Origin of the sequence: Bacillus weihaiensis (genome assembly GCF_001889165.1) — a bacterium.
In the GTDB taxonomy this organism is placed as follows: Bacteria; Bacillota; Bacilli; order Bacillales; family Bacillaceae; genus Metabacillus; species Metabacillus weihaiensis.
In genome coordinates this window covers 3,149,732-3,173,752 of sequence record NZ_CP016020.1, presented here as the reverse complement: position 1 = coordinate 3,173,752, position 24,021 = coordinate 3,149,732, and the positions used below count along the sequence as shown (strand labels likewise).

23 protein-coding genes, 1 pseudogene and 1 riboswitch are annotated in these 24,021 nt (G+C 37.8%); of the genes and pseudogenes, 12 read left to right on the top strand and 12 right to left on the bottom strand.

The genetic code is table 11. The features are described 5' to 3' along the window. The first annotated feature begins 48 nt into the window (after nucleotides 1-48). Entirely contained in the window at nucleotides 49-1,407 is a 1,359-nt protein-coding gene (locus tag A9C19_RS15370) for an alpha-amylase family glycosyl hydrolase (protein WP_072580754.1), read from the top strand. Nucleotides 1,408-1,661: 254 nt separating this feature from the next. Here the strand turns inward: A9C19_RS15370 and A9C19_RS15365 are convergent, their stop codons facing one another. Beyond that, nucleotides 1,662-2,528, bottom strand: a complete 867-nt coding sequence (locus A9C19_RS15365; protein ID WP_072580753.1) for an SDR family oxidoreductase — start codon at nucleotides 2,526-2,528, stop codon at nucleotides 1,662-1,664. Between the two features lie 289 nt (nucleotides 2,529-2,817). Between A9C19_RS15365 and A9C19_RS15360 the strand changes: the two genes are divergently transcribed. Continuing rightward, a complete protein-coding gene (locus A9C19_RS15360) occupies nucleotides 2,818-3,186 on the top strand; it encodes a potassium channel family protein (protein ID WP_072580752.1) in 369 nt (122 codons plus the stop codon). A gap of 39 nt (nucleotides 3,187-3,225) precedes the next feature. Next, complete coding sequence (locus tag A9C19_RS15355; protein ID WP_072580751.1) at nucleotides 3,226-3,795, top strand: DUF4256 domain-containing protein; 570 nt, start codon at nucleotides 3,226-3,228, stop codon at nucleotides 3,793-3,795. 162 nt (nucleotides 3,796-3,957) lie between these two features. Here A9C19_RS15355 and metH read toward each other — a convergent pair whose 3' ends face one another. The 3 genes from metH to A9C19_RS15340 all read right to left on the bottom strand — a co-directional run bounded on the left by metH (nucleotide 3,958) and on the right by A9C19_RS15340 (nucleotide 10,633). Next, the gene (metH, locus tag A9C19_RS15350; RefSeq protein ID WP_072580750.1) at nucleotides 3,958-7,383 is read right to left on the bottom strand and encodes a methionine synthase; all 3,426 of its coding nucleotides are present in this window, start codon (nucleotides 7,381-7,383) and stop codon (nucleotides 3,958-3,960) included. Further along, entirely contained in the window at nucleotides 7,376-9,178 is a 1,803-nt protein-coding gene (locus A9C19_RS15345; RefSeq protein ID WP_233499292.1) for a bifunctional homocysteine S-methyltransferase/methylenetetrahydrofolate reductase, read from the bottom strand. Before A9C19_RS15345 ends, metH begins: the two co-directional genes overlap by 8 nt. A 317-nt stretch (nucleotides 9,179-9,495) precedes the next feature. Continuing rightward, nucleotides 9,496-9,654: riboswitch (SAM riboswitch) on the bottom strand. A 487-nt stretch (nucleotides 9,655-10,141) separates the two neighbouring features. Next, entirely contained in the window at nucleotides 10,142-10,633 is a 492-nt protein-coding gene (locus A9C19_RS15340; RefSeq protein WP_072580748.1) for a YajQ family cyclic di-GMP-binding protein, read from the bottom strand. Nucleotides 10,634-10,940: 307 nt separating this feature from the next. Here A9C19_RS15340 and A9C19_RS15335 point away from each other — a divergent pair, with 307 nt between their 5' ends. The 3 genes and pseudogenes from A9C19_RS15335 (at nucleotide 10,941) to A9C19_RS15325 (ending at nucleotide 14,611) form a co-directional block, all read left to right on the top strand. Then, nucleotides 10,941-11,810, top strand: coding sequence for a CvfB family protein (locus A9C19_RS15335; protein WP_072580747.1), 870 nt, complete (start codon nucleotides 10,941-10,943; stop codon nucleotides 11,808-11,810). Between the two features lie 180 nt (nucleotides 11,811-11,990). Beyond that, nucleotides 11,991-12,949: pseudogene (locus tag A9C19_RS15330) on the top strand (BMP family lipoprotein). A 9-nt stretch (nucleotides 12,950-12,958) separates the two neighbouring features. Then, nucleotides 12,959-14,611 (top strand): methyl-accepting chemotaxis protein, encoded by a 1,653-nt coding sequence (locus A9C19_RS15325; protein WP_072580746.1) that lies wholly within the window; start codon nucleotides 12,959-12,961, stop codon nucleotides 14,609-14,611. Nucleotides 14,612-14,737: 126 nt separating this feature from the next. Here the strand turns inward: A9C19_RS15325 and A9C19_RS15320 are convergent, their stop codons facing one another. Further along, nucleotides 14,738-14,869 carry a DUF3941 domain-containing protein gene (locus A9C19_RS15320; protein ID WP_072580745.1) on the bottom strand — a complete coding sequence of 44 codons (132 nt, stop codon included), beginning with the start codon at nucleotides 14,867-14,869 and terminating at the stop codon, nucleotides 14,738-14,740. Nucleotides 14,870-14,935: 66 nt separating this feature from the next. After that, nucleotides 14,936-15,793 (bottom strand): DegV family protein, encoded by an 858-nt coding sequence (locus tag A9C19_RS15315; RefSeq protein ID WP_072580744.1) that lies wholly within the window; start codon nucleotides 15,791-15,793, stop codon nucleotides 14,936-14,938. Nucleotides 15,794-16,012: 219 nt separating this feature from the next. Between A9C19_RS15315 and A9C19_RS15310 the strand changes: the two genes are divergently transcribed. Both A9C19_RS15310 and A9C19_RS15305 read left to right on the top strand, forming a co-directional pair. Further along, nucleotides 16,013-16,855, top strand: a complete 843-nt coding sequence (locus A9C19_RS15310; RefSeq protein WP_072580743.1) for a YitT family protein — start codon at nucleotides 16,013-16,015, stop codon at nucleotides 16,853-16,855. Between the two features lie 60 nt (nucleotides 16,856-16,915). Continuing rightward, complete coding sequence (locus A9C19_RS15305; protein WP_145925805.1) at nucleotides 16,916-17,116, top strand: hypothetical protein; 201 nt, start codon at nucleotides 16,916-16,918, stop codon at nucleotides 17,114-17,116. Between the two features lie 138 nt (nucleotides 17,117-17,254). Here the strand turns inward: A9C19_RS15305 and A9C19_RS21835 are convergent, their stop codons facing one another. The 5 genes from A9C19_RS21835 to A9C19_RS15295 form a co-directional block, all read right to left on the bottom strand. Beyond that, the gene (locus A9C19_RS21835) at nucleotides 17,255-17,410 is read right to left on the bottom strand and encodes a hypothetical protein (protein WP_158515098.1); all 156 of its coding nucleotides are present in this window, start codon (nucleotides 17,408-17,410) and stop codon (nucleotides 17,255-17,257) included. Between the two features lie 165 nt (nucleotides 17,411-17,575). Further along, nucleotides 17,576-17,752: a hypothetical protein gene (locus tag A9C19_RS21830; protein ID WP_158515097.1), complete on the bottom strand. Its 177-nt coding sequence runs from the start codon at nucleotides 17,750-17,752 to the stop codon at nucleotides 17,576-17,578. 305 nt (nucleotides 17,753-18,057) lie between these two features. Beyond that, nucleotides 18,058-18,252, bottom strand: a complete 195-nt coding sequence (locus A9C19_RS15300) for a DUF3813 domain-containing protein (protein WP_072580741.1) — start codon at nucleotides 18,250-18,252, stop codon at nucleotides 18,058-18,060. Continuing rightward, complete coding sequence (locus A9C19_RS22085) at nucleotides 18,253-18,405, bottom strand: hypothetical protein (RefSeq protein ID WP_199445789.1); 153 nt, start codon at nucleotides 18,403-18,405, stop codon at nucleotides 18,253-18,255. 94 nt (nucleotides 18,406-18,499) lie between these two features. Next, nucleotides 18,500-19,312: a Cof-type HAD-IIB family hydrolase gene (locus tag A9C19_RS15295; RefSeq protein WP_072580740.1), complete on the bottom strand. Its 813-nt coding sequence runs from the start codon at nucleotides 19,310-19,312 to the stop codon at nucleotides 18,500-18,502. 121 nt (nucleotides 19,313-19,433) lie between these two features. On the opposite strand from A9C19_RS15295, the gene A9C19_RS15290 reads away from it, so the two are divergent. Beyond that, nucleotides 19,434-20,201, top strand: a complete 768-nt coding sequence (locus A9C19_RS15290) for a prolyl oligopeptidase family serine peptidase (protein ID WP_072580739.1) — start codon at nucleotides 19,434-19,436, stop codon at nucleotides 20,199-20,201. A gap of 87 nt (nucleotides 20,202-20,288) precedes the next feature. Beyond that, nucleotides 20,289-20,600, top strand: coding sequence for a metal-sulfur cluster assembly factor (locus A9C19_RS15285; RefSeq protein WP_072580738.1), 312 nt, complete (start codon nucleotides 20,289-20,291; stop codon nucleotides 20,598-20,600). 255 nt (nucleotides 20,601-20,855) lie between these two features. Here A9C19_RS15285 and A9C19_RS21530 read toward each other — a convergent pair whose 3' ends face one another. Continuing rightward, nucleotides 20,856-21,308 (bottom strand): hypothetical protein, encoded by a 453-nt coding sequence (locus A9C19_RS21530; RefSeq protein WP_145925803.1) that lies wholly within the window; start codon nucleotides 21,306-21,308, stop codon nucleotides 20,856-20,858. A gap of 417 nt (nucleotides 21,309-21,725) precedes the next feature. Here A9C19_RS21530 and argC point away from each other — a divergent pair, with 417 nt between their 5' ends. Then, nucleotides 21,726-22,763: an N-acetyl-gamma-glutamyl-phosphate reductase gene (gene argC / locus A9C19_RS15275; protein ID WP_072580736.1), complete on the top strand. Its 1,038-nt coding sequence runs from the start codon at nucleotides 21,726-21,728 to the stop codon at nucleotides 22,761-22,763. A gap of 19 nt (nucleotides 22,764-22,782) precedes the next feature. Then, on the top strand, nucleotides 22,783-24,015 hold the full coding sequence (gene argJ, locus A9C19_RS15270) for a bifunctional ornithine acetyltransferase/N-acetylglutamate synthase (RefSeq protein ID WP_099092780.1): 1,233 nt from the start codon (nucleotides 22,783-22,785) through the stop codon (nucleotides 24,013-24,015). Nucleotides 24,016-24,021: the final 6 nt, after the last annotated feature.

Below are 24,021 nucleotides of genomic sequence, written 5' to 3'. Positions count from 1 at the left end.
CTCTTAAAGGCAGAGTGATTTAGATTAGATGGAGGAATTGATAATAAGATGGGTAAACGAATAGTATCTGTATTCATAACATTCATGCTGCTTCTGTCTGTTCAAGCTGTACAGGCTGAAACGAAAGATCAAAAAGACTGGCAAGAGGAAACGGCGTATTACGTAGAAGTGGATCGTTTTCATAATGGAAATCCACATAATGACGGAGAAGATTTCAATCCAGAAGATCCATTAGCCTATCATGGCGGTGATTTGGAAGGGTTAACGAAAAAAATCCAGTATATAAAGGATATGGGGTTCTCAACCCTTATCTTATCATCTATTTTTGAAGAAGGCTTTGAAGGTGAAAGAATTGATTCTCATTATGGAACAGTAGAGGATTTAAAGGCTCTAGTTGACGAAGCGCATAAACAGGAGCTTCTTGTGATGGTAGAATTTGATCTAGAAAGACTTGATCTAAGTTCAAATAAAGGAAAAGACAATCTACTAGCATTCACGCAAAAATGGTTAGTTGAAGCTAATATCGACGGCTTTTATCTTCACTATGCAGACTTATTTGATGCAACGTATTGGGAAAGCGTTCTCCAAGAGGTAAAGGAAGAAGAGCTTTATTTGGTTGGTACTTTCAAAGCTTACGATGAAAAAAAACTTGCTGCTTATTTAGAAGCAGGCTTTGATTCAATCCTTAATAAACCGTTCTATAAAATCGGGACCGAAACTTTTTCTAATGTGGATCAACCCCAAGATTCATTAATTAATCTTGTTCAACATACTCCAAATAGGATAACCAATTATTTTGATAATGATGAAACCGTCCGTTTTACTCGCTATGCAATTGAACAAAATCAGCATCCAGGTAATCGCTTTAAGCTAGCTTTTTCTTTCTTATACACAATACCCGGTACGCCATTTGTTTATTATGGCTCTGAAATTGCAGTCGATGGGGCCGAGCCTCCAACAAATCGTCCGTTAATGAATTTCCAGTCAGATGAGGAATTAATTGAATACATTGGTAAGCTTGCGACGATTAGAAATAATTTACCGGCTTTATCAAAAGGAGATTTCAACGTCCTTTATGAACAGGATGGAATGATGATCTTCAAACGTACTTTTGAAGGAGAATCTATTCTTGTTGCAATTAACAATTCAACGAAAACACAAAAGGTGAGAATTCAAGCGAGTGAAATAGCGGATGACAAAAAGCTTCAAGGGTTATTAACAGGTGATACGTTCTCAGAGGAGAATGGAGAATATGAATTTATCCTTGAACGTGAAGTGTCTGAAATCTATGAGATAAAAGAAAATACAGGCTTCAATATTCCTTTATTAAGTGTGTTTATCCTTGTCCCTACGTTATTTATAGGATTTTTAATCTTGGCTAGGAGAAAAGGGAAGAAAGTGGGCTAACTCGAGAGTCGGTGGGGGTGTGAATCTGTCGGTTTTTGTCGAAAAGTGAATAAAGTCATGATTTTCGTTAATAAATGCTAGAAATCGAAAATAAAAACGCCAAAAGCGAAAATAAAATGCTCAAATTCGAAAATAAATGGTCGAAAAGCGAAAATAGCTCGCATTTCACCCTCTCTTTTAAGTAAGGCGCTAGAATAAGGCATAGACGACAGATTCACCGTCTATGCCTTTTAAATGTAAATGTGCTATTCTCTTTAGCCGTTCACAATCTTCCCACCATTAACATGTAGGACCTGACCAGTCATGTAGGAAGAATCGTCACTTGCTAAGTATACGTATGCTGGTGCTAGCTCCTCAGGCTGACCAGGGCGTTTCATTGGTGTATTGGCCCCGAATGATGCAACCTGGTCTGCTGGGAAGGTCGACGGAATAAGTGGTGTCCAAATTGGACCTGGTGCCACAGCATTTACACGAATTCCTTTACCTGCTAAGGATAATGCAAGTGAGCGGGTAAAGCTCGTAATCGCACCCTTTGTTGACGAGTAATCAATCAGCTGCTCGTTTCCTGCATAGGCTGTAACAGAAGATGTATTCACAATGGCGCTCCCTTGTTTTAAATGAGGAAGGGCTGCCTTAGTTAAGTAAAAGAACGAAAAGATATTTGTTTTGAAAGTACGTTCGAGCTGCTCACTCGTAATATCTTCAATACCTTTTTGAGGGTGTTGCTCAGCAGCATTATTGACTAAAATATCAAGCTTTCCAAAGGTATCAATCGTTTTGTCTACAAGTTGGTTACAGAAAGCCTCATCGCCAATATCTCCTGGGAGTAGTAAGCATTTTTGTCCTAACGCTTCAACTTGCTTCTTTGTTTCCTCAGCATCTTCATGTTCATTTAAATATGATATAGCCACATGTGCGCCTTCCTTAGCGTAAAACACGGAAACCGCTCGTCCGATTCCACTATCTCCACCTGTAATGATTACTACTTTATCTTTTAATTTTCCGCTGCCTGTATAGCTTGAATCATCGAAAGTAGGCTTTGGATTCATTTCATCTTCATGTCCGGGTTGCACATCTTGATGCTGTGCAGGCATTGTTTGATGTTTTTGATTATTACTCAAAGTACATTCCTCCTTAAGTGATGAACCTGTTCTTTATTATGTGAAATTGGTTGAAAAACTATGTTCCTTGCTTGTCCTTTTCCCAAAGAGGTAGGAGGTAAAACGATTAATAGGATAATTGGGTGGAAAGGACTAAACGATAGGTTGATGGTAGGACAAAGTTAGCTGTGGTGACCAAAATGGGGGTGAAATATATGAAGTGAGTGTCATGCTTACATGTGGAGTAAAATGTATTCATGATATAATAGATGGAGTAAAATTATAGAAATTGTCTATAGGGAGAAGTTACATGATTTCATTTCTATTAACGTTAAAGAGATTAATAAAGGCTGTTTTCACCTTAATCAAGGAACCTCTGTTTCGGTCATTGCTTGCTACATTGTTCCTCATCTTATTATCAGGAACCTTATTTTATAATGGTATTGAAGGATGGTCGTTACTTGATTCATTTTATTTTGCTTTCATTAGCTTAATTCCAACAAGTGTAAGCTCAGGCTTACTTCCACTCACAGATTTAGGGAAATGGTTTACGATGATTTATCTTGTTGTTGGCACAGGGGTAATGCTGATGGTATTAATTCGTATTGGACTTACAGTGGTCAATTTTGAAAAATCGGAGATAGAAAAGCTGCGTTATAAAAAGGAACAGAAAGATTAATCAGTGTAATGAATGAAATAGAAATGAGGAGGAAGGATCATGACTTATAATCAATCAATGGAGCTGGCAAAGGAAGAAATGGACGAGCTGTTATCTGTGTTAAGTGCACGTTTTGAGAAAAATATGCATCGTCATAAAGACTTAAAATGGGAGAATGTCCAAGAAAGGCTACTTGCTATGCCTAAAAAGCTTTGGTCGTTACATGAAATGGAAAAAACAGAAGGGGAGCCTGATGTTGTCGGCTATGATCGAAAAAGTGAGGAATATCTTTTCATTGATTGTTCACCTGAAAGTCCAAAAGGTCGAAGAAGTGTATGCTATGACCGTGAAGCGTTAGAATCCCGTAAAAAACATAAACCAGAAACTAGTGCCATTGATATGACTGTTGCCATGGGGATTGAATTATTGACAGAAGAACAATATCGAGAGCTGCAAAAGCTAGAAAGCTTTGACAAGAAAACGTCGAGCTGGGTGAAAACTCCGGATGACATTAGAGCCCGTGGTGGTGCTCTTTTTTGTGATTTAAGATATGGACATGTATTTGTTTATCATAACGGAGCAGATTCTTATTATGCTGCAAGGGGATTTCGTGGTCTAGTAAGGGTTTAAAGGTAGCTACTAAAAGTAGGTAAGTAGTGAATACTTACTCCATTTTAATAATAGAAGGCCAATCCACATGATGATGGATTGGCCTTCTTCTATTTTTACCTGGTTAGGGCGATAAGTCATTATTTGTGCCAGTGTTTTTATTTTCTATTAATAACAAAAGATCTACATCACGTTAAAGTATTTTGCATCTGGGTGGGAGACGACGATCGCGGTTACAGATGCTTCAGGTTCCATCATAAACCCTTCTGTTAGTTGAATGCCGATATCCTCTGGTTTAATTAGCTTGAATAGTTTTTCTTGATCCTCCAAATCAGGACATGCAGGATAACCAAAAGAGAATCGTTGACCTTGGTATTTGGCTGAAAAGCGCTGATCCATTGTAAAATCAGGGGCATCTGGGAATCCCCAACGATCACGTACAAGCTGATGCGTGCGCTCTGCTAGACCTTCTGCTAATTCCAACGCTAAAGCTTGAACAGCATGACTTTTTAAGTAATCTCCCTGGTCTTTAAAGCTTCTTGCAAGCTCTCTAATTTGACTTCCAGCTGTTACTGCAAACATAGCGACATAGTCAAATTCTCCATCTTTCTTCGGATGAACATAGTCAGAGATACAACGATATGGAACTTTATTCTGTCTTGGAAAATCAAAGGTCTCTAAAATAATGGATGTATCAGTAGGATCTAAGATATGAAGCTTATTCCCTTCGCTATAGGAAGGAAAGAATTGATACACAGCAGCAGGCTTAAACCATTGATTTTTTGTACCAAGCTGGATTAGTTCCTCGATTAGCTCCGAAAGTTCAATCGCTTTAGGGTCTTTCTCTTGAAGGAGATTTTTAATTTTTCCCTTTAGACCTAAATGGTGACCAATTAACATCTGCATATTCACATAAGGCAGAATATGCGATAAATGAATGTCTTTAAGTATATGGCGTTTTGTATCGACAGGTTGGAAGATTGGTGCTTCCCTTAGTTGACCACGTTTTTCAAGTAATTCTGTTACGACTGAGGAAGGTGCTTTTCCTTTAACAGCTTCATCGGTAACAGCAGCCTCTTCCGTATTCATAAAGAGCTCAGGTGTTGTTCGCAATTGATTTGCTAGAGAAAGTCCATCCATTGCATCCTTTGCGTATACAACTGGTCCATTATATTTAGGAGCAATTTTCATTCTTGTGAATTTCCTTGAAAGAGCAGCGCCACCCACTAATATTGGTACGTCACAGTTTGCTTCATGCAAATCTTGAGCTGTAATCACCATTTGTTGAGCCGATTTTACTAATAAACCAGAAAGGCCAATAATATCTGGTTTTTCTGCTTTTACCGCTTGAATTAACGTTTGAGGTGTAACTTTGATTCCAAGGTCAACAACTCTGTAGCCATTGTTACTTAAGATAATATCCACTAGATTTTTTCCGATATCATGAACATCGCCTTTTACCGTTGCTAATAGAATTTTCCCTTTTCCACTATCATCCTTCTTTTCCATAAATTCCTCTAAGTAGGCAACCGAAGCCTTCATCACCTCGGCACTTTGCAATACTTCAGCAACGATTAGTTGATTTTCATTAAATAAAACACCGACCTCGGCCATCCCTTTCATTAGTGGACCATTAATAATGGAAAGAGGATCAGGAAATTTCTTGAGGGCTCGTTCTAAATCAGGAAGTAGACCTTCTTTAGTCCCTTCAATAATGTATTGAGCAAGTCTTTCTTCAAGAGGAAGATTCTGCACCGGCTTTTTGTCCTCTTTTTTCTTCCCACGATAAAAATTAGTAAATGTTGCAAGTGATTCATCTGTTGTGTTGAAAAGAAGCTTCTCAGCCATCTCAATTTCCTCTTTGGGAATGGAGGCAAAGCGTTCAAGCTTTTCTGTGTTTACAATTGCATAATCTAGACCAGCTTGTGTGCAATGATATAAATACACAGCGTTTAAGACTTCACGACCAACAGGAGGGAGACCAAACGATACATTACTAACGCCAAGGATGGTTAAGCAGTCAGGTAATTTTTCCTTAATAAGCTGAATTCCTCGAACCGTTTCGTTAGCTGAGCCGATATATTGTTCATCACCAGTACCAACTGGAAAAACAAGTGGATCAAAAATAAGGTCGCTTGCTTTAAGACCATGCTTTTTAACTAATAGGTCGTGTGAGCGAATCGCTATTTCGAGTTTTTTCTCAGCGGTTAGAGCCATTCCTACTTCATCAATTGTTCCTACAACTAGCGCGCCTCCATATTTTTTCACTAGTGGGACAATCGCATCGAATCGTTCCTCGCCATCCTCTAGGTTGATTGAGTTAATGATGGCCTTTCCTTGTGAATACTTTAGTGCACGTTCTATAACTAGCTCGTCTGTAGAATCAATCACAAGTGGAGCTTTCACTTTTTTGACAACTTCTTGGATAAAGTTTTCCATATCCTCAAGCTCATCACGGTCTGGATCTGCGAGGCAAATATCAATAACATGTGCTCCGTTTTTCACTTGTGCTCTTGCTATTTCAGAGGCTTCCTCGAATTTCCCTTCTGCGATCAGTCGTTTAAACTTTCGGGATCCAATAACATTTGTTCGTTCTCCAACGAAAAGAGGTCGCATTCCTTCCTCGTAGATAAGAGCGTCAATACCAGAAACTGTATGTTCTTTTGGAAGCTCTTCTAGTTTACGCGGAGAGAGAGCTGCAACAGCCTCACTAATGGCTTTAATATGCTCGGGCGTTGTTCCACAGCATCCGCCGACTATATTTAACCAGCCTTGTTCAGCAAAACCGACTAACTTCTTAGCTAACGAATCAGGTGATTCATGATAATTTCCTTCTTCATCAGGAAGCCCGGCATTTGGATAACAGCTAACTGCTGTATTGGCTATACCTGAGAGCGTACGAATATGGTCGGTCATAAATTCTGGTCCAGTCGCACAATTCAGTCCAACAGATAGAGGCTTCATATGCTCGAGGGAGACATAGAAGGCTTCAATGTCTTGACCAGCTAATGTCGTTCCCATCGGTTCAATTGTCCCAGAAATCATGAGGGGAAGTTCTTTCCCAGTCGTCTCGAATGCTTGTTGAATGCCTAAGAATCCCGCTTTTACATTCAACATATCCTGACTTGTTTCAAGTAATAATAAATCTGCTCCCCCAATGATTAAGCCACGTGCTTGCTCTTCGTAGTTGGCTATTAATGTATCGAAGGTTGTTCCGCCAGTGACAGACAAGGTTTTTGTGGTTGGTCCCATGGCACCTGTCACATATCTCGGCTTCTCTTTTGAACTGTATTTTTCAGCTGCTCTTTTAGCTATTTTTGCCGATTCAATATTTAATTCTAAAGCAAGGTGTCCTAAATCATATTCATCTAATACAAGGCTAGTAGCTCCAAATGTATTCGTTGAAATAATATCAGACCCTGCTTGTAAGTATTGTTCATGTATATGTTCAATTACATTTGGGGCGGTTAATGTTAAATATTCATTACATCCATCGTACTCTTCGCCACCAAAATCTTCTGCCGTTAGGTTGGCGTCTTGAATCATTGTTCCCATTGCTCCATCAAGAACAAGGATTCTATTTTTTAAATCGTTTTGAATGCTACACATGCGAAATCTTCCTCTCAGCTCGTTGTTTTTCCTTTTCATGGATGTAATGTGTGAGCTCCACTGTAAGGTCATATTGTAAAAATGGTGTGATTAAATAAATCCCATTAAAGAGATCGAATGCTGTATCGATTAAGTCTTTAGCGATTGCGAGCCCTTCTATTCGAGCTTGCGCTTTATCTGTTCCCGCAGCAGCCATGGTTTCACGAATTGCATCTGATAGCTTAATACCGGGAATTTCGTTATGGATAAATTCAGCGTTTCGACTCGATGTAAGGGGCATAATCCCGATATAGATCGGTGCGTTTAAATTCCTTGTTTCGTTATAAACATCAAGAATTTGCTGATTGGAATAAAGCGGTTGTGAGATAAAGTAATCAGCACCATGCGCTATTTTCTTTTCAAGGCGCAACACCGCTTTATCTAGATGGCGAACGTTAGGATTAAATGCACCTGCAACGGAAAAGTTTGTTTTCGCTCCTAATGGCTTCCCAGAATAGGAAACACCGTTATTAAATTGCTTAATTAAGCTAATAAGATCAAAAGAGGAGACATCATATACTGAGGTTGCTCCAGGGAAATCTCCAATTTTAGATGGGTCTCCAGTGATGGCTAACACATCGTGTATACCTAAGGAATGAAGGCCCATTAGATGGGATTGTAAGCCAATGAGATTTCGATCTCGACATGTAAGATGAATTAAAGTACGTGCTCCCGTTTTTTCCTTTGTTAATATTCCAGCAGCGAGATTACTGACCCTTGGAGATGCCAATGAATTATCTGCAAGGGTTAAGGCGTCGATACCCGCATCATGAAGAGCTTGTGCTCCTTCTAAGAATCTGGTCATTCCAAGTTTTTTCGGAGGATCGAGCTCTACGATAATCGAGCGTCGTTCCCTGACTATTTCTTGTAGAGGAGGAGCGTTATCATCCCCGGTATCCTGTACGGTCACGGTTTCGCTCTTAGGGACACGCACTTCCTTTGTTGTAATCGGTGCAAGATTCGCTACTGCCTCAGCCATTGCTTTAATATGTGTTGGAGTCGTTCCGCAGCACCCGCCGATTAAACGAACCCCTTGGTCACGGAATTTGATAGCACTTTCTTTAAAGTAGCTTTCGTCCGATTCATAGACAAGTCTGCCTTCATTTAATGCAGGCAAACTACTATTTGGAAACACAGATAAATAGGCTTCTTCTAGTATAGGTACCTCTTCAAGAGATTGAAGCATGTGGTATGGACCAAGTCTACAGTTAAGTCCAACTACATTTGCTCCTAAATCTTCTAACACTAGTAATCCATCTGTTAAGGGGGTTCCATCCTGTAACACACCAGCCTCATGGAGAGAAACATTTGCAATAATTGGTTTTGTCGTTTCTTTACGAGCAATTTGTAGCACGGTTTTTATTTCTTCAAAATCATAGTATGTCTCGAGTAAGATCCCATCAACGTCCTCACCTAACAGAAGGAAGAGCTGTTCTCTAAAGTTACGTTTTAGTTCATCAATGGAATGCGCACTTTTCTTAAAGGAGCGGATTCCACCTATCGTACCAAACACATAGGTAGAGTCTTGTGCAGCACTTCTAGCAATTTCAACGGCACGTTTATTAATTTTACGAATATCATCTTCTAAACTGTAGCGAGACAGCTTAATATCATTTGCCCCATAGGTATTTGTTTGAATGAGATTTGCTCCTGCCTGGATGTAGGCTTGGTGAACATGCTTTACATCGTCTGGCTTCGATAAATTTAACTCCTCAAAGCAACGGTCAACACCATGAGCGTAAAGCATGGTGCCCATTGCACCATCACCAATTAAAATATTGTTCTCTAAATGTTCCAAAAATTGATTTTTCAAAGAAGTAACCTCCGATCTATTAATTAAAGGCTAGTAAGCTCAATCCGAGAAAGCTAAATTCATATATGCTCAAAAAAGACAATGTAAAAGGCTATTTTTGTTAGATGATTGATCTCCTAAAAACAAGGGTAGATTTCTCTTTCATACATCCTTTTTTATAGTAAAATTTGAGGGTTGGAATAATAAAGAGCAACAAAGTGTGAAAAAAAGCAAAATAAAAACAGCCTTCCAAGAAGAAGGCTGTAATAAGTATAAGCTTCTCCTTATCTTTCAAGCATCGAAATGCTTAGCTGGAATTAGCACCTTGGTATGATGGGAGTGGAAATTTGGAAAGCTGTTCCTCATTTCTAGGTCTCCTCTTACATAAACCGGTTGCTGAAGCTTCAACGGGCCAGTCCCTCAGCTTCTCTTGATAAGATATGAAATTATCGTTTTCCTTTAAAGGAATAAAAAGTGTTACACCTAATTTATCTAATATTCTAAAAAATATCAATAGGTATTTGTAATTTATTAGATATTTTTAAAAACTTAGTAAGAAAAAAGGGTTGTACTAATTTGCTAAATGAATCAAATTCATACAAGGTTCTTTAAAGAAGCATAAGTCGTTTTGTTTACAAAACCAATTTAAAAGCCAACAATCTCTTAGTGTTAAGCAGTTTGTTGGTGATATAACTTGGAATTGAATACGATTTACCGAAAGTGATGTTTTCATCACTACAGAGGGTATTGGATAATCTAGATAACTGTATAAAATAGCTTCAAATGTAGTAGGGTAGTGGAACCATGACAAAGTAAGAAAACTAAAAAAGGAGTTTGGAATAGTGCTGATTCCAAACTCCATATGTATGACACGATTAGGTGTATTTACGCTATAGTCCTAGAGTATAGTTCCATGAGCTATACTTATTAGCGGTAGTTAATGAATTGAACATCAATAGGAAGGTCCGCTTCTCTAATAGCAGCAATGACAGATTGGAGATCGTCACGGCTTTTACCTGTTACACGAATTTGATCATCCTGAATTTGAGTTTTCACCTTTAACCCTTTATCTTTAATAATGGCATTGATTTTTTTTGCATTTTCCTTATCAATACCTGAGACTAGCTCTGCCTTTTGACGAACTGTCCCACCACTTGCATTTTCAATTTTCTTATAGTTAATGTTCTTTGTTGGTACATTACGCTTAATTAATTTTGTTATTAGCACATCCTTTAACTGTTCAAGCTTGTACTCATCATCAGAAACTAATACAAGCTCTTCCTTTTCAAGAGAGATTGTACTTTTGCTTCCTTTAAAATCATATCGTGTAGCAATTTCCTTCATTGCAATATTTATTGCATTTGTTACTTCTGGTAATTCGATTTTTGATACAATATCAAATGAACTATCTTTCGCCATATTCATCCTCCAAAACGTATATAATATAGCTTGATTATAGTAAAATAAAACAGTCATCACAACTTTTTACGTCAAAAGCATAATGTTTTGCTTTCTTAATTTAAGTTTCTGTGAAATTTAGTAATAGAATGTCGTGTTTAATCACTAGGTTTAAGAAGCTTTTGGTTTACGATAGACTCTTTAGTAGAAGGCTATGGTTAGGATAAAACCTTTTAAAAAGAGACAACTTAATGAAATCCGTTTAAGACTGTAACATAGCATACGAAATTTTGTGATCAGCTAGATAAAGAAAGGGTTTGATTCACACATGATACCAGGTACATTTGAGAAATTAATCGTTGATGAGCAGGTTGACTTTGGCTTTTTCCTGACAGATGGAGACGAAAGAGTCCTGCTTCACCGTAATGAAATAACTGAGGAAATTAAAGAGGGAGACCAAATTGAGGTTTTTCTTGGAGTGGATTCGTTAGATCGATTATATGCCACAATGAAAAAACCACTCATTACTCAAGATACGTATGGTTGGGTAGAAGTGGTTGATATTGTAGACGACATGGGTGCTTTTGTCGATATTGGGCTAAGCAAGGATGGGTTAGTGGCAAGAGACCATCTTCCGTTTTTAAGACAGGTTTGGCCTGAGGTTGGGGACAAGCTGTATTGTACACTTAAGGTTTCGCAAAATGGAAAATTCTTTGTGAGATTGGCAACAGAAGAAATTGTTGAGCCTCTTATGAACGATGCTGACCGTACGCTATTTAATAAAGAAGTCACCGGTACCGTCTATAGAATGATTGTTGCAGGGTCGTTCATTATTACTCCAGAAGGGTATAAGGGATTTATTCACTCTTCACAACGTACGGTTGAACCGCGTTTAGGTGAAACAGTAACGGGTAGAGTCATTGATGTAAAAGAGGATGGTACAATTAATGTTTCTTTACTTCCTAGAAAACATGAGGCACTTAGTGGTGATGCTGAACGTATTTCAGAGTATATGGAGCTACGTGGTGGCGCAATGCCCTTTACAGATAAAAGTGATCCAGAAGATATCCAAGAACGCTTTCAACTAAGTAAAGCTGCTTTTAAGCGAGCGTTAGGTCATTTAATGAAAAATGGCCGAATCTATCAGAAAGAAGGCTGGACATACTTTACTGAAACGAAGAAAGAGGAACAAAATTAAAAAATAATTATAAATATGTAATAGCTTTCATTGTTGGTATAGCAATGAAAGCTATTTTTTTTTGGATGAGAAAGTCTTTAAAGAAAAAACTTCCTTCTCGAAATAGGTGAAAAATACAGAGAATTTTGTCGATATGAAGAATGGATAAAAATATATGGAAAGCGAGGTACCATCATGATTATGAAGAAATTGTCAGCTTTCATGTTGATTATTATCCTTTTTATCTCAGGGTGTTCACAGGAGTCTGTTACGAATCCAGTAGATAAAAAGATAAAAGTCGGGATTATGTTGTCTACGTCGGACTAGGGGACCAATCCTTTAGTGACGCGGCATTTAGAGGTTTAGAAAAGGCAAGAGATGAAATAGGAATTATTTTTGATTATCGTGAATTAAAGGATACAGAAACATATGAACAAGGAATTACTGAATTAGTAGATGAACAATATGACGTGGTTGTAGGATTAGGTTTTATGGTTCAAGAGGATTTAGAAAAAGTGGCATCTAAGTTTCCAGATCAACAATTCATCTTAGTTGATGCAGTATCAGAGTTAGAAAATATTACATCTATTACATTTAAAGAAGATCAAGGGAGCTTTTTAGCAGGTGTGGTAGCCGCTTTGTCCACCAAAACAGAAAAATTAGGCTTTATCGGTGGTGCAGATGTTCCACTTATTAATAAGTTTGAACAAGGGTTTATTGAGGGAGCAAAATCAATCAATCCTTCAATAGAAGTAGCCGTTTCTTATGCAAATGACTTCGGGAACGATCAACTTGGGGCAACTATTGCTGATGAAATGATTAAGAACGAAGCAGATGTACTCTATGCTGCTGCAGGTTTTACAGGTGTTGGAATGCTTAAAAAAGCTCAAGAAAAGGAAGTACTAGCAATTGGAGTTGACAGTGATCAATATTTTTATGCTGAGAAAGCAGTGGTCACGTCTATGATGAAAAATGTTGATGTAGCGATGTATCAAATTGCTGAGCAGCTTGTAGAAAAAGGTGAAGTGCAAGCAGGACATATAGAGCTTGGGATAAAAGAGGACGGCATAGGATTAGCGCCGATACGAGTAAAACACTTTACAAATGATGAGCAGAAAATCATTGACGAATGGAAAGATAAGCTCTCAAATGAAAGCTAGGAGGATGTCATGACAATCAAGAAGAAATTACTTATTAATTCTGTTAGTGTATTATTGTTAGCAATTCTCATGATTGCCTTTATTATCTTTAATATGCTTTTCATCCAATCTTCTAGCCAGGATCAGGTAACAAATTTATTAACTATTAAAGAGCTAGAAGGAGAATTATCAACTTCAAGGCAAGGACTTAGTAACTTTGCGGTTGTTGCAACAGATGAACAAAAAGAAGAAATACAACTAAGTATGCAAAAGACAGAAGCATTATTTTCAACCCTGAAAGATGGAGTGAAAAGTGAAAAGAGTCAAGAAGCATTAAATAAAGCATTCGAAAAATATGAAGTATGGGAGGGTGAGGCGAACACTGCATTAGACGCGAGAAACCCTTCATCGTCAAAGCAGCAATCGATTCGCTTAGCCGGAGTGGCAAATGATATTCATCTTCTAAATGAGTACGCAAATGCTGAGTATACCCTCCTGCAAAAGGACTTAGAGAATAAAATTTCCTTTGTGATTATTTCTTCCATTGTAGGTAGTATCCTATTAATTGTATTATCGATGTTTTTTGCGATCAGAATGACTAATTCCATTACAAAACCATTAAAGCAGCTTTCAAAAAATGCAGAAGAAATTGCTTCTGGAAATTTACTTGTAGATCAAATTAGCTATAAAGGGAAAGATGAGTTAGGAGCGCTTAATACGGCCTTTTCAAGAATGGTCGAACAATTAAAGCACCTTATTTTTTCAATTGATACAGTTAGTAAGGATGTTGAAGGCTTTACAAAGGATTTAGAATCTGAAAACAAAGGCTTAACAGAAATTACAAACCAGGTAGCCATCTCGACTAATGAAATGGCCATAGGATCTCAATCCATATCAAATGATTTGCAAGATGCCGTTACCCTTATTGAAAAGATGGATAAAGAAACAAAGAGTAGTGTTACCAAATCAGGTGAATCTGTAAAGTTTGCACAAGAAGCGGTAACAGCGATACACGTTGGTCAACAAGCTATTAACCAACAACGTGAGCTCATGAATGAAAATATTCAAACGAGTCAATTAATTGCAACATCAGCGAAAACATTTGCTAACTATGCAACTGAAATCGAATCTATGGCAAAAGTAGTGTCAGGGATAGCGGAACAAACAAACTTATTAGCATTAAATGCAGCTATTGAAGCAGCTCGTGCTGGTGAGGCTGGAAAAGGCTTTGCAGTGGTTGCTGCAGAAGTGCGAAAGCTGGCAGAAGAGTCTACAGAATCAACAAAGCATATCTTTGAAATGGTTGGAAAAATAAAAGATGGTATAACAAATATATCTAGCTCTGTCTCAAAAGGCGTTATCATAGTAGATAATCAAAAACAGTCAATGGAAACGACAACAGAGGCTTTCGAGGATATTCATACAAAGGTCGATGAAATGATGGAGCGTTTAACGCTATTATTAGAAGGCATTCATCAATCAAAGGAATTTGGTGAACAGGTGTTAAATACTGTTGAAAATATTAGTGCAGTGGTTGAAGAATCAGCTGCAGGAAATGAAGAAATTTCAGCTTCCACAACGGAACAGCTTGTAGCATTTGAGAAAATTGTATCAAAAGTCACTCAGTTGCGAGAACTAACAGATGATTTGAATTCAACTGTCGGAACGTTTAAGTTAAAATAGAAATAAAACTAAGTAGGTCTTGCCCTTTTTCTACATCCAAAAGGTGCAAGGCTTTTTAGTTTTGTCTTCATGATAGGTTCATCGAAAAAGAAGACCAGCAGAAAATGAAATCCTGCTGGTCATTTATTAAATATGGTCGGTCTTCTTTGAGAATTGTCGCTCACCTTTTTGACGATTTTTTTCTCTTTCCATATTTTTTTCATGTCTTTTAGCATTATTATCTTTTGCTTTCTTATCGTTATCACTAGTGTGTGGCATAGATAAAACTCCTTTCAAATAGGTCTAGCTTTATCTTTCCCACTCCATTCAAGCTCTATGTGAAATTTATTTTTCAGCATTCAAAAAGAAAATAGCTAACGTTCCAGGACCAGAGTGAGCTCCTATGACAGCACCTACATAGTGAATGTATACTTCTTGAGGCGAAAATTCCTGCTCAATTAATGCTTTCATTTCATTGGCTACATCAATGTCGTCCCCATGACTAATAGCAATTCGTTGATTTTGAAGATTTACTCCACGTTCCTTCATAATCTCAATGATTCGTTTTAACACCTTTTTGCGCCCGCGAATTTTTTCAAGGGGAATTAATTTTCCGTCGTCCACATGAAGGATCGGCTTAATATTTAGGAGACCACCAACAAATGCAGATGTTTTACTAATTCTTCCGCCCCTTGCTAAGTACTCTAAATTATCTACTGTGAAAATATGCTCGATTTTTGGGCAGTAGTTACGAATAATTTGATCAATTTCAGTGAAGGATTTCCCTTCTTGTGCTAACTCATTTGCATACATCACGGCAAGTCCATATCCCAGTGAAGCGCACTTTGAATCAATAATACTTAGTTCTGCTTCTGGATACTCCTCTAATACCTCATTTCGAATCATCATTGCGGTTTGATAAGTACCTGAAAGCTCAGAAGAAAAGGCAACATATACAGCAGGAGTACCATTCTTCGCCAAGTCAGTAAAGGTCTCTTTAAATACGTGTGGAGAGACTTGAGACGTTTTGGCAATGGCTCCTTCACGCATAGCATCATAGATTTTTTTAGGGCTTGCTTCAATTTGATCTTTAAGTTGTTCTCCGTTTAAATCAACAGTCAATGGAAGAAAGAGCAGAGAATTCTCCTCAAAATAATCTATCGGTAAATCACTGGCACTGTCGGCGATTATTTGTACACTCATAAAAACACCTCGTTCTATTTATTTTTTTCTATCACGTAAAACTATATGATTATGTAAGGTCGTTCAGGGAAAAGTGTAATAAGGGCAAAAAAGATAAAAAGGACCTTACAGTGTTAGTTTAATCATCTCTTAAATAAAATACAATCTTTGTATTCATTTCTTTACAAAGGGGAAAATCAAGAGTAAGATACTTTGGTCATGAAGGAGGGGGACACATATATGGTGAAAACGGAAGCGAAAAAAACATTTATTGTTCTTTTAGGTGCGTTATTAAATGCTATAGGATTAAATTTATTCCTTATTCCTGCTAATGTATATGCAGGTGGATTTACCGGAATTGCCCAATTAGTATCAAGTGTACTTGATGAATATACGCCTATATATATATCAACGGGTATTCTTTTATTACTATTGAATATACCTGTTGCAATTCTAGGCTGGTTGAAAGTAGGAAAATCCTTCACGCTTTATAGCTTTGTCAGTGTAGTTGCGACTACCTTGTTTCTAGGAATCATCCCATTACATTCATTATCTGAAGATATTCTGCTTAATGCGGTCTTTGGAGGAGTGCTTTCTGCAGTTGGTGTAGGGATTACGTTAAAATATGGTGCATCAACTGGTGGACTAGATATTATAGCGATGATTTTATCAAGAATGAAGGATAGACCTGTAGGCACTTACTTTTTTATGCTTAATGCAATCATTATTATGGCAGCTGGACTTTTATATGGATGGGAAAAAGCTCTTTATACGTTAGTGACATTGTATGCATCAACAAGAGTCATTGACGCGATCCACACAAGATACGAAAAACTAACTGCGATGGTCATCACGAAAAAATCCGAAGAATTAAAAAAGGAAATCCATGCGAAGCTAACACGTGGAATTACGACTATTCCTGCAAAGGGTGGTTTCACAAATGAAGAAAAAGAAATGATGATAATCGTTGTGACTCGTTATGAATTATATGATTTAGAAAAAATTATTAAACATGTAGATCCTAATGCGTTTACAAATATTGTTCAAACAACAGGGATATTTGGTTTCTTTAGAAAGGATTAAGTAGCTGGGGGGATGAGCAAGTGAAAGTGTGAGGATGTGGGATGTGGAAGTGGGAGGGGTGTGTGTGTGGAATTTGTCGGAACATCCCGAATCGCGGAAAGAGCGGCGGAAATCGCGGAAAGAGAGGCGGAAATCGCGGGAAGAGAGGCGAAAATCGCGGGAAGAGAGGCGAAAATCGCGGATAGAACACCCAAAATCGCGGAAAGAACACCCAAAATCGCGGGAAGAGCAACCAAAACAGGGTTAGACCTCATAAAATAGCCGAATAGACTTGAATCTAACGATGAATTCTTTCTAAATGGATGTTTTGACAAGCATAGGGGCCTCAGAAAAGGATCATTCACCCTAATTTAGCTAGGAATTCTTAAAAAGACTCAAAATTGGTTTCTTTAGAAAGGATTAAGTAGCTGGGGGAATGAACAAGTGAAAGTGTGAGGATGAGGTATGTGTGAAATTTGTCGGAACATCCCGAATCGCGGATAGAGAGGCGGAAATCGCGGATAGAACACCCAAAATCGCGGAAAGAGCGCCGAAAATCGCGGAAAGAGCACCCAAAACAGCGGTTAGACCTCATAAAATAAGCCGAATAGACTTGAATCTAACGATGAATTCTTTCTAAATGGATGTTTTGACAAGCATAGGGGCCTCAGAAAAGGATCATTCACCCTAATTTAGCTAGGAATTCTTAAAAAGACTCAAAATTGGTTTCTTTAGAAAGGATTAAGTAGCTGGGGGAATGAACAAGTGAAAGTGTGAGGATGAGGGATGTGCGAAATTTGTCGGAACATCCCGAATCGCGGATAGAACACCGAAAATCGCGGAAAGAGAGGCGGAAATCGCGGATAGAACACCCAAAATCGCGGAAAGAGCGCCGAAAATCGCGGATAGAACACCCAAAATCGCGGAAAGAGCACCCCAAAACAGCGGTTAGACCTCATAAAATAGCCGAATAGACTTGAATCTAACGATGACTTTATCTCTAAATGTATGTTTTAACAAGCATAGGGGCTTCAGAAAAGGATCATTCACCCTAGTTTAGCTAGGAATTCTTAAAAAAGACTCAAATTGTCTTTTTTACAAGAGCCCAAGTACGAATTCCCCCTTAAGTACATAGGAAGAAACCTTATCTCGTAAAACTATATTCAGTTCCAACATTATTCTACAGTCAAAAGACCCGAACCACAATGCTCGGGTCTTTCCTATTACAATGTTTCGATTGTTTGTTGGAACTCACGCAATTGAGCTCGTTCTGCATCTGTACAATTTGCAAAGGCGGAGGATAATGCATTTTTTGCCTTCATCACAGCCTCTTGCTGATCTCCGTTTGCAGAACCTGATGCTACAGAATTGGCATAGGCAACGGCTTCTCTCGCTTGTTGAAATAGTTGATTTGCCATTTATATCCCTCCAAGTGAGGAGTCTTCTTGCGTTTTTGCTTTTTCCTCTTCCGCTTGTGAAAGTGTTGAATGGTAAGGGAACCTCTCATCGTGTTTAGTAACTGTATCCTTGCCTTGTTGTACAAAACGTTTAGATTTGTTACGTTTACCCATTGAAAAAGCCCCCCTTTAAATGTTGACGCTAATGTGTTGCGTCAATCATTATTATCTGTAAAAATAATCAACCTATGAGTGGCAATATCTATCTCTATAACGATAAAACTTCCTTTAAATAATGGGCAATGCCATCTTCTTCGTTCGTTTTCGTATGCTTATTCGCTACTGACTTTAGTTTTTTAATCGCATTACCCATTGCAACACCATGACCTGCATATTCAAGCATCTCTAGATCATTATCTTCATCACCAAAAGCAATGATTCGCTCTTTAGGAATATCGTAATAGGTAGCAATTCTTTGTAACCCTACTGCCTTGTTCGTACCAGCCTTAATGATTTCAATGACATGCCAAGGTGCAGCCCATCTCCTGTGATCCACAACTTCAGCGTGAACATCTGATAAATAGGATCTAATTTTATCAACATCTTTTTCGGCTGCATGTATTAAAATACTTGTTACATCTTCCCCTAAATTGGTTCGAAGGTCTCCAATTGTAACCTCTGGATTTCCCATGCTAAATACATCAATTAATTTTTCATCATGATAATGGAAATAAACATCATCTATAATTTCAGCTAGCATATTATGTAAGTCATGCTCTTCGGCTACTTCAATGATTTGTTTTACTATCTCTAATTCTAAAGTTGTATGGTAGGTTCCCCAACTATTGTCTTTTGGATGATGTACATATGCACCATTAAAGTTGACGATGGGTGTAGTTAACCCAAGCTCTTCATAATATATAGAGCTTGATCGGAATGGTCTTCCTGTCGCAATACAGACAATATGGCCTGCTTCTCTTGCTTTTGTGACCATTTCCTTTGAGTAGGAGGAGATGGTCTTATCATCTTTTAAAAGAGTGCCGTCTAAATCTAAAGCAATTAAGAATGGTTTTGTTTCCATAATGTCTCCTTTTCATCCTCATTATTGAAAGGTTATTCTTCTATAGTGTATCTTTTTTCCAACTTTCATGTCTACATGTTAAAATGAATTCGTGGCAAAATAGATAGGGAGGCGTTTATTCTTGGTAATCGTTGAAAAACAAATCGTAGCAAACATTCCCCTTTTACATATTGTAGATGAATCTTTACAACATGAAAAAACTCCTTTCGTGATGTTTATTCATGGGTTTACAAGTGGAAAGGAGAATAATTTACATTATGCTTACCTTCTGGCTGAAAAGGGTATAAGGGTTATTCTTCCTGAGGCTTTATATCATGGAGAGCGGACTGGGAATTATGATATAAAACAATTAAGTATGCGCTTTTGGAAAATTGTTGTGAATGAAATTAAAGAATTAAAAACATTAAAGGATTATTTTGTAGAAAAGCAACTGGTCGATCCCAAACGGATTGGAGTAGCTGGAACGTCAATGGGTGGAATTACGACACTCGGTGCCCTTACTCAATATGACTGGATTAAAGCAGCTGTAAGTCTGATGGGGAGTCCGGGATATGTTCAAATGTTAAAGGCTCAGTTAAATTCGTTACAGCAAAGCGGTGTTGAGATTCCCTTAACAAGTGAAGAAATTGAACAGCAAGTGAATGGATTGGAGCCTTTTGACTTAACGCTTCATCGAGACAAGCTTCATAACAGGCCTTTACTTTTCTGGCATGGGGAAAAGGATCCAGTAGTTCCGTTTGCTCCTACTTATCAGTTTTATAAGGAAATTGTGCCAATGTATGAGGAGAATCCACATATGTTAAAATTTATTACCGATCCACTAGCTGATCATAAAGTATCTAGAGAAGGGGTTTATGCACTAGTTGATTGGTTTGAAAACTACTTATAAGAGCAGATTCCTTTCATTTGTAAACATCCTTTACTATACTCAGGAGAGGATAAAAATAAAATGAAATAAGAGAAAGGAGCTAAAATAATGGATGAGCTATTAAAAGACAATATATATGGAGCGTTAGAAACTGTTATTGATCCGGAGCTAGGTGTAGATATTGTTAATTTAGGTCTAGTATATGATGTAGACATGGATGAAGAAGGACAAACAGAGGTAACTATGACCCTAACTTCAATGGGGTGTCCGTTAGCTGGTACTATTGTGGACCAGGTAAAAGCAGCGCTACAGGACATTCCAGAGGTGAAGAGTACAGAGGTAAATATTGTGTGGAACCCACCTTGGACGAAGGATAAAATGTCTAGATATGCGAAAATTGCTTTAGGTGTTACAGATTAAAAATTAATAGAGACAGCTTTCGTAAATTTGCTTTTCATTAAAGGTAAGAATAAATACAATGTTGAAAGTCTAGCTTTAGATACTGAGAAAAAGCCTCTAATTAGATAAAGACTGTTGAAAATCAGAAAATATCTGAAGTTCAACAGTCTTTTTATTTGGAAGTTTATAATGACTGGCTTCATAACTCCTTACATTTCCAGAATTCCCCTATGTAATTCGCAGAAACAGAGAGGGCCTAGTCAAATAAGGAAATCCTTACTTGAAAATCTTTTCCTGCCACTTATGGTATCCATAAATGATGAAGGACAAGGTAAAGATTACCACTAAATAGTGTGTAGGGGAAATATTCTTGTATTCAGCGATTTCTAACTTTCCTAAAAGGGGAAGGACCAAATAAGCCATTAGTGCATCCATTATAAGATTAACAATGACAAAAAGGATAAATTTATGCGAAGTAAGCTTGAAAATCCAGAAGGTACCTACTGCAAATACTCCGTATGCGAAACCAACATCAATCATATACCCCCAAGGTACGATTTGTTCATGAATGACCCACCATTTATATGTATAGGCGATTTGAAAGATGATGGTCATTAATAAGGAGGTGAAGATGGTAACCGGCATGTATTTTTTTCTACTATCAGAAGTTGCGAAAAACAAAGTAAACCAAGGAAGAAGTAATGAAGAGAACATGAATACTTTATTCATTTGGGAGTGCTCCAATCAAATATGATTTTATTCTTATTATTCAACTTTTTATCCTCTTTATTCATGTATGACCATTTAGAAGGAACCAAGAGATAGGGGAATGAGGAGCACTCACATGCTAATGTTGACCAATCATCTAGATGTATCATCAATACGATTGCAAGGAGTAGACCTTCACACATGCTGAAGGTCTATTTTTTTGGAATGCTGTCGAAAGGTAAAAGTGGTTGCTGCTTTGATGTGGCGGAGTTTGAATTGTAGGGTAGACAAAGCCTATAGAGTGAAAAAAAGGCTGTTAAATTTTATGACGAAAAAAAGATGGTAAAAATACTATTTATACACTTGATTTTATTTTTATACATATTTATAATTGAGTAATAATTTAGAAAAATGAACTCTTTATAAGAAGGTGATTTGGTGAAGGTCGGGATTGTCGGTGCCACTGGTTATGGTGGAGTCGAATTGTATCGTTTGTTATCCAATCATCCACATGTTGAGGAATGCATACTTTATTCATCTTCAGATATGGATGTTTCCTATACTCACGTTTATCCACAATTGAATACATTAAGTGAACATGTTCTCAAGGATATTGATATAGAAGAGATGAAAGCAAATCTGGATGTATTGTTTTTAGCTACGCCTCCAGGTGTTTCTAGTAAACTATCACCAAGCTTTATGGGAACGAATGTAAAGTTAATTGATTTGTCAGGTGATCTAAGGTTAAGGAATAAAGCATCCTATGAGCAGTGGTATAAGCGACCCGCTGTGAATGGAGATATTTTAGAACAGACAGTGTATGGGTTATCGGAATTAAATAAAGAAAGCATTAAACATGCAAAAATTATTGCGAATCCTGGTTGTTTTCCTACTGCAACAATTCTTGGATTAGCCCCACTCGTTGAAAAACAATTCATACAGGTGGATTCCATTATAGTGGATGCGAAAACCGGGGTTTCAGGAGCAGGAAGAAATGCTTCTCAAGCAACACATTTTTCTGAAGTGAATGAAAACATCAAAATTTACAAGGTGCATGAACATCAGCATATACCAGAAATTGAACAGGCGTTACAGCAGGTTAACCCTGAAGTTCCATACATCACATTTCATACACATCTTATACCAATGACACGGGGAATCATGGCAACGATCAATGCTAGCTTAAAAGATACATTATCTACTGAACAGTTAATCAATGAATATAGGCAATATTATCAAGATTCTTCATTTGTACGAGTGAGGAGTCAAGGAGAATTTCCATCAACAAAAGAAGTATATGCCTCTAATTTCTGTGATATCGGCCTCAGTGTTGATACAAGAACAAATCGGGTTACAATAGTGGCGGTTATTGACAATTTAATGAAGGGGGCAGCGGGTCAGGCTGTACAGAATTTCAATATAATGAACGGTTTTGATGAAACTTCTGGCATTAAGCTTGCTCCTATTTATCCATAATTCCTAGGAGGAAAAGATTGTGATACAAACAAAACAAACATCAACGATAATGAAAATTGAAGACGGATCGGTTGTTTCACCTAAAGGATTTTTAGCAGACGGTGTACACGCAGGCTTGCGTTATACAAAAAATGACTTAGGTGTTATCTACAGTGAAGTGCCAGCAAATTGCGCAGCGGTTTATACGCAAAGTCATTTTCAAGCTGCTCCATTAAAAGTGACTCAAGAAAGTATCGCAACGGAAGATTTACTTCAAGCAATTGTTGTGAACAGTGCAAATGCAAATGCTTGTACTGGCGAACAAGGACTTTTAGATGCGTATGAAATGAGAGAAAAATGTGCGGAACTCTTCCAAATTGACAAACATTTAGTGGCGGTGGCATCTACGGGTGTTATTGGTGAGTTTTTAAAAATGGATAAAATTCGTAATGGTATTAGTCAGCTTTCACCAACCCCTTCGAAAGAATCAGCTGTTGCGTTTCAACAAGCAATCTTAACAACAGATCTTGTCATGAAGACCTCCTGTTACAAAGTTGAGATTGATGGGAAGCCTGTTGTGATTGGCGGGGCAGCAAAAGGATCTGGAATGATTCATCCGAATATGGCAACCATGCTCAGCTTTATCACAACAGACGCTTGTATCGATTCTAGCTCACTTCAATCATTATTAAGTGATGTAACGGATAAGACGTACAATCAAATCACTGTTGATGGTGATACTTCTACAAATGATATGGTTCTTGTTATGGCGAATGGGAAGGCTGATAATCATCCATTAAATGAGCAGCATCCGCAATGGGGAGAATTCAAGAAAGCTTTCCAATTAGTAAGTGAAGAGCTAGCGAAGCAAATAGCGAAGGATGGAGAAGGCGCAACGAAGCTTATTGAGGTGGAAGTAACAGGTGCAAAAACAAAGCATGAAGCAAATGTCGTTGCAAAGAAGATTGTAGGATCTAGTCTTGTAAAAACAGCCGTTTATGGAGCTGATGCTAACTGGGGGAGAATTATTTGCGCTGTAGGATATAGTGAAGCTTCCGTTGATCCTGAGGATATCGATATTTATTTAGGTGATATTTGTTTATTTACAAATAATAGACCACAAGCTTTTTCAGAAGAGCTTGCTTCAGACTATTTAAAAAAAGAGCAAGTAAACATTACCGTTCACTTAGGTGTAGGTGAAGAGTCAGGAAAGGCCTGGGGCTGCGATTTAACATACGATTACGTGAAAATTAATGCGAGCTATCGTACGTAAGGAGAG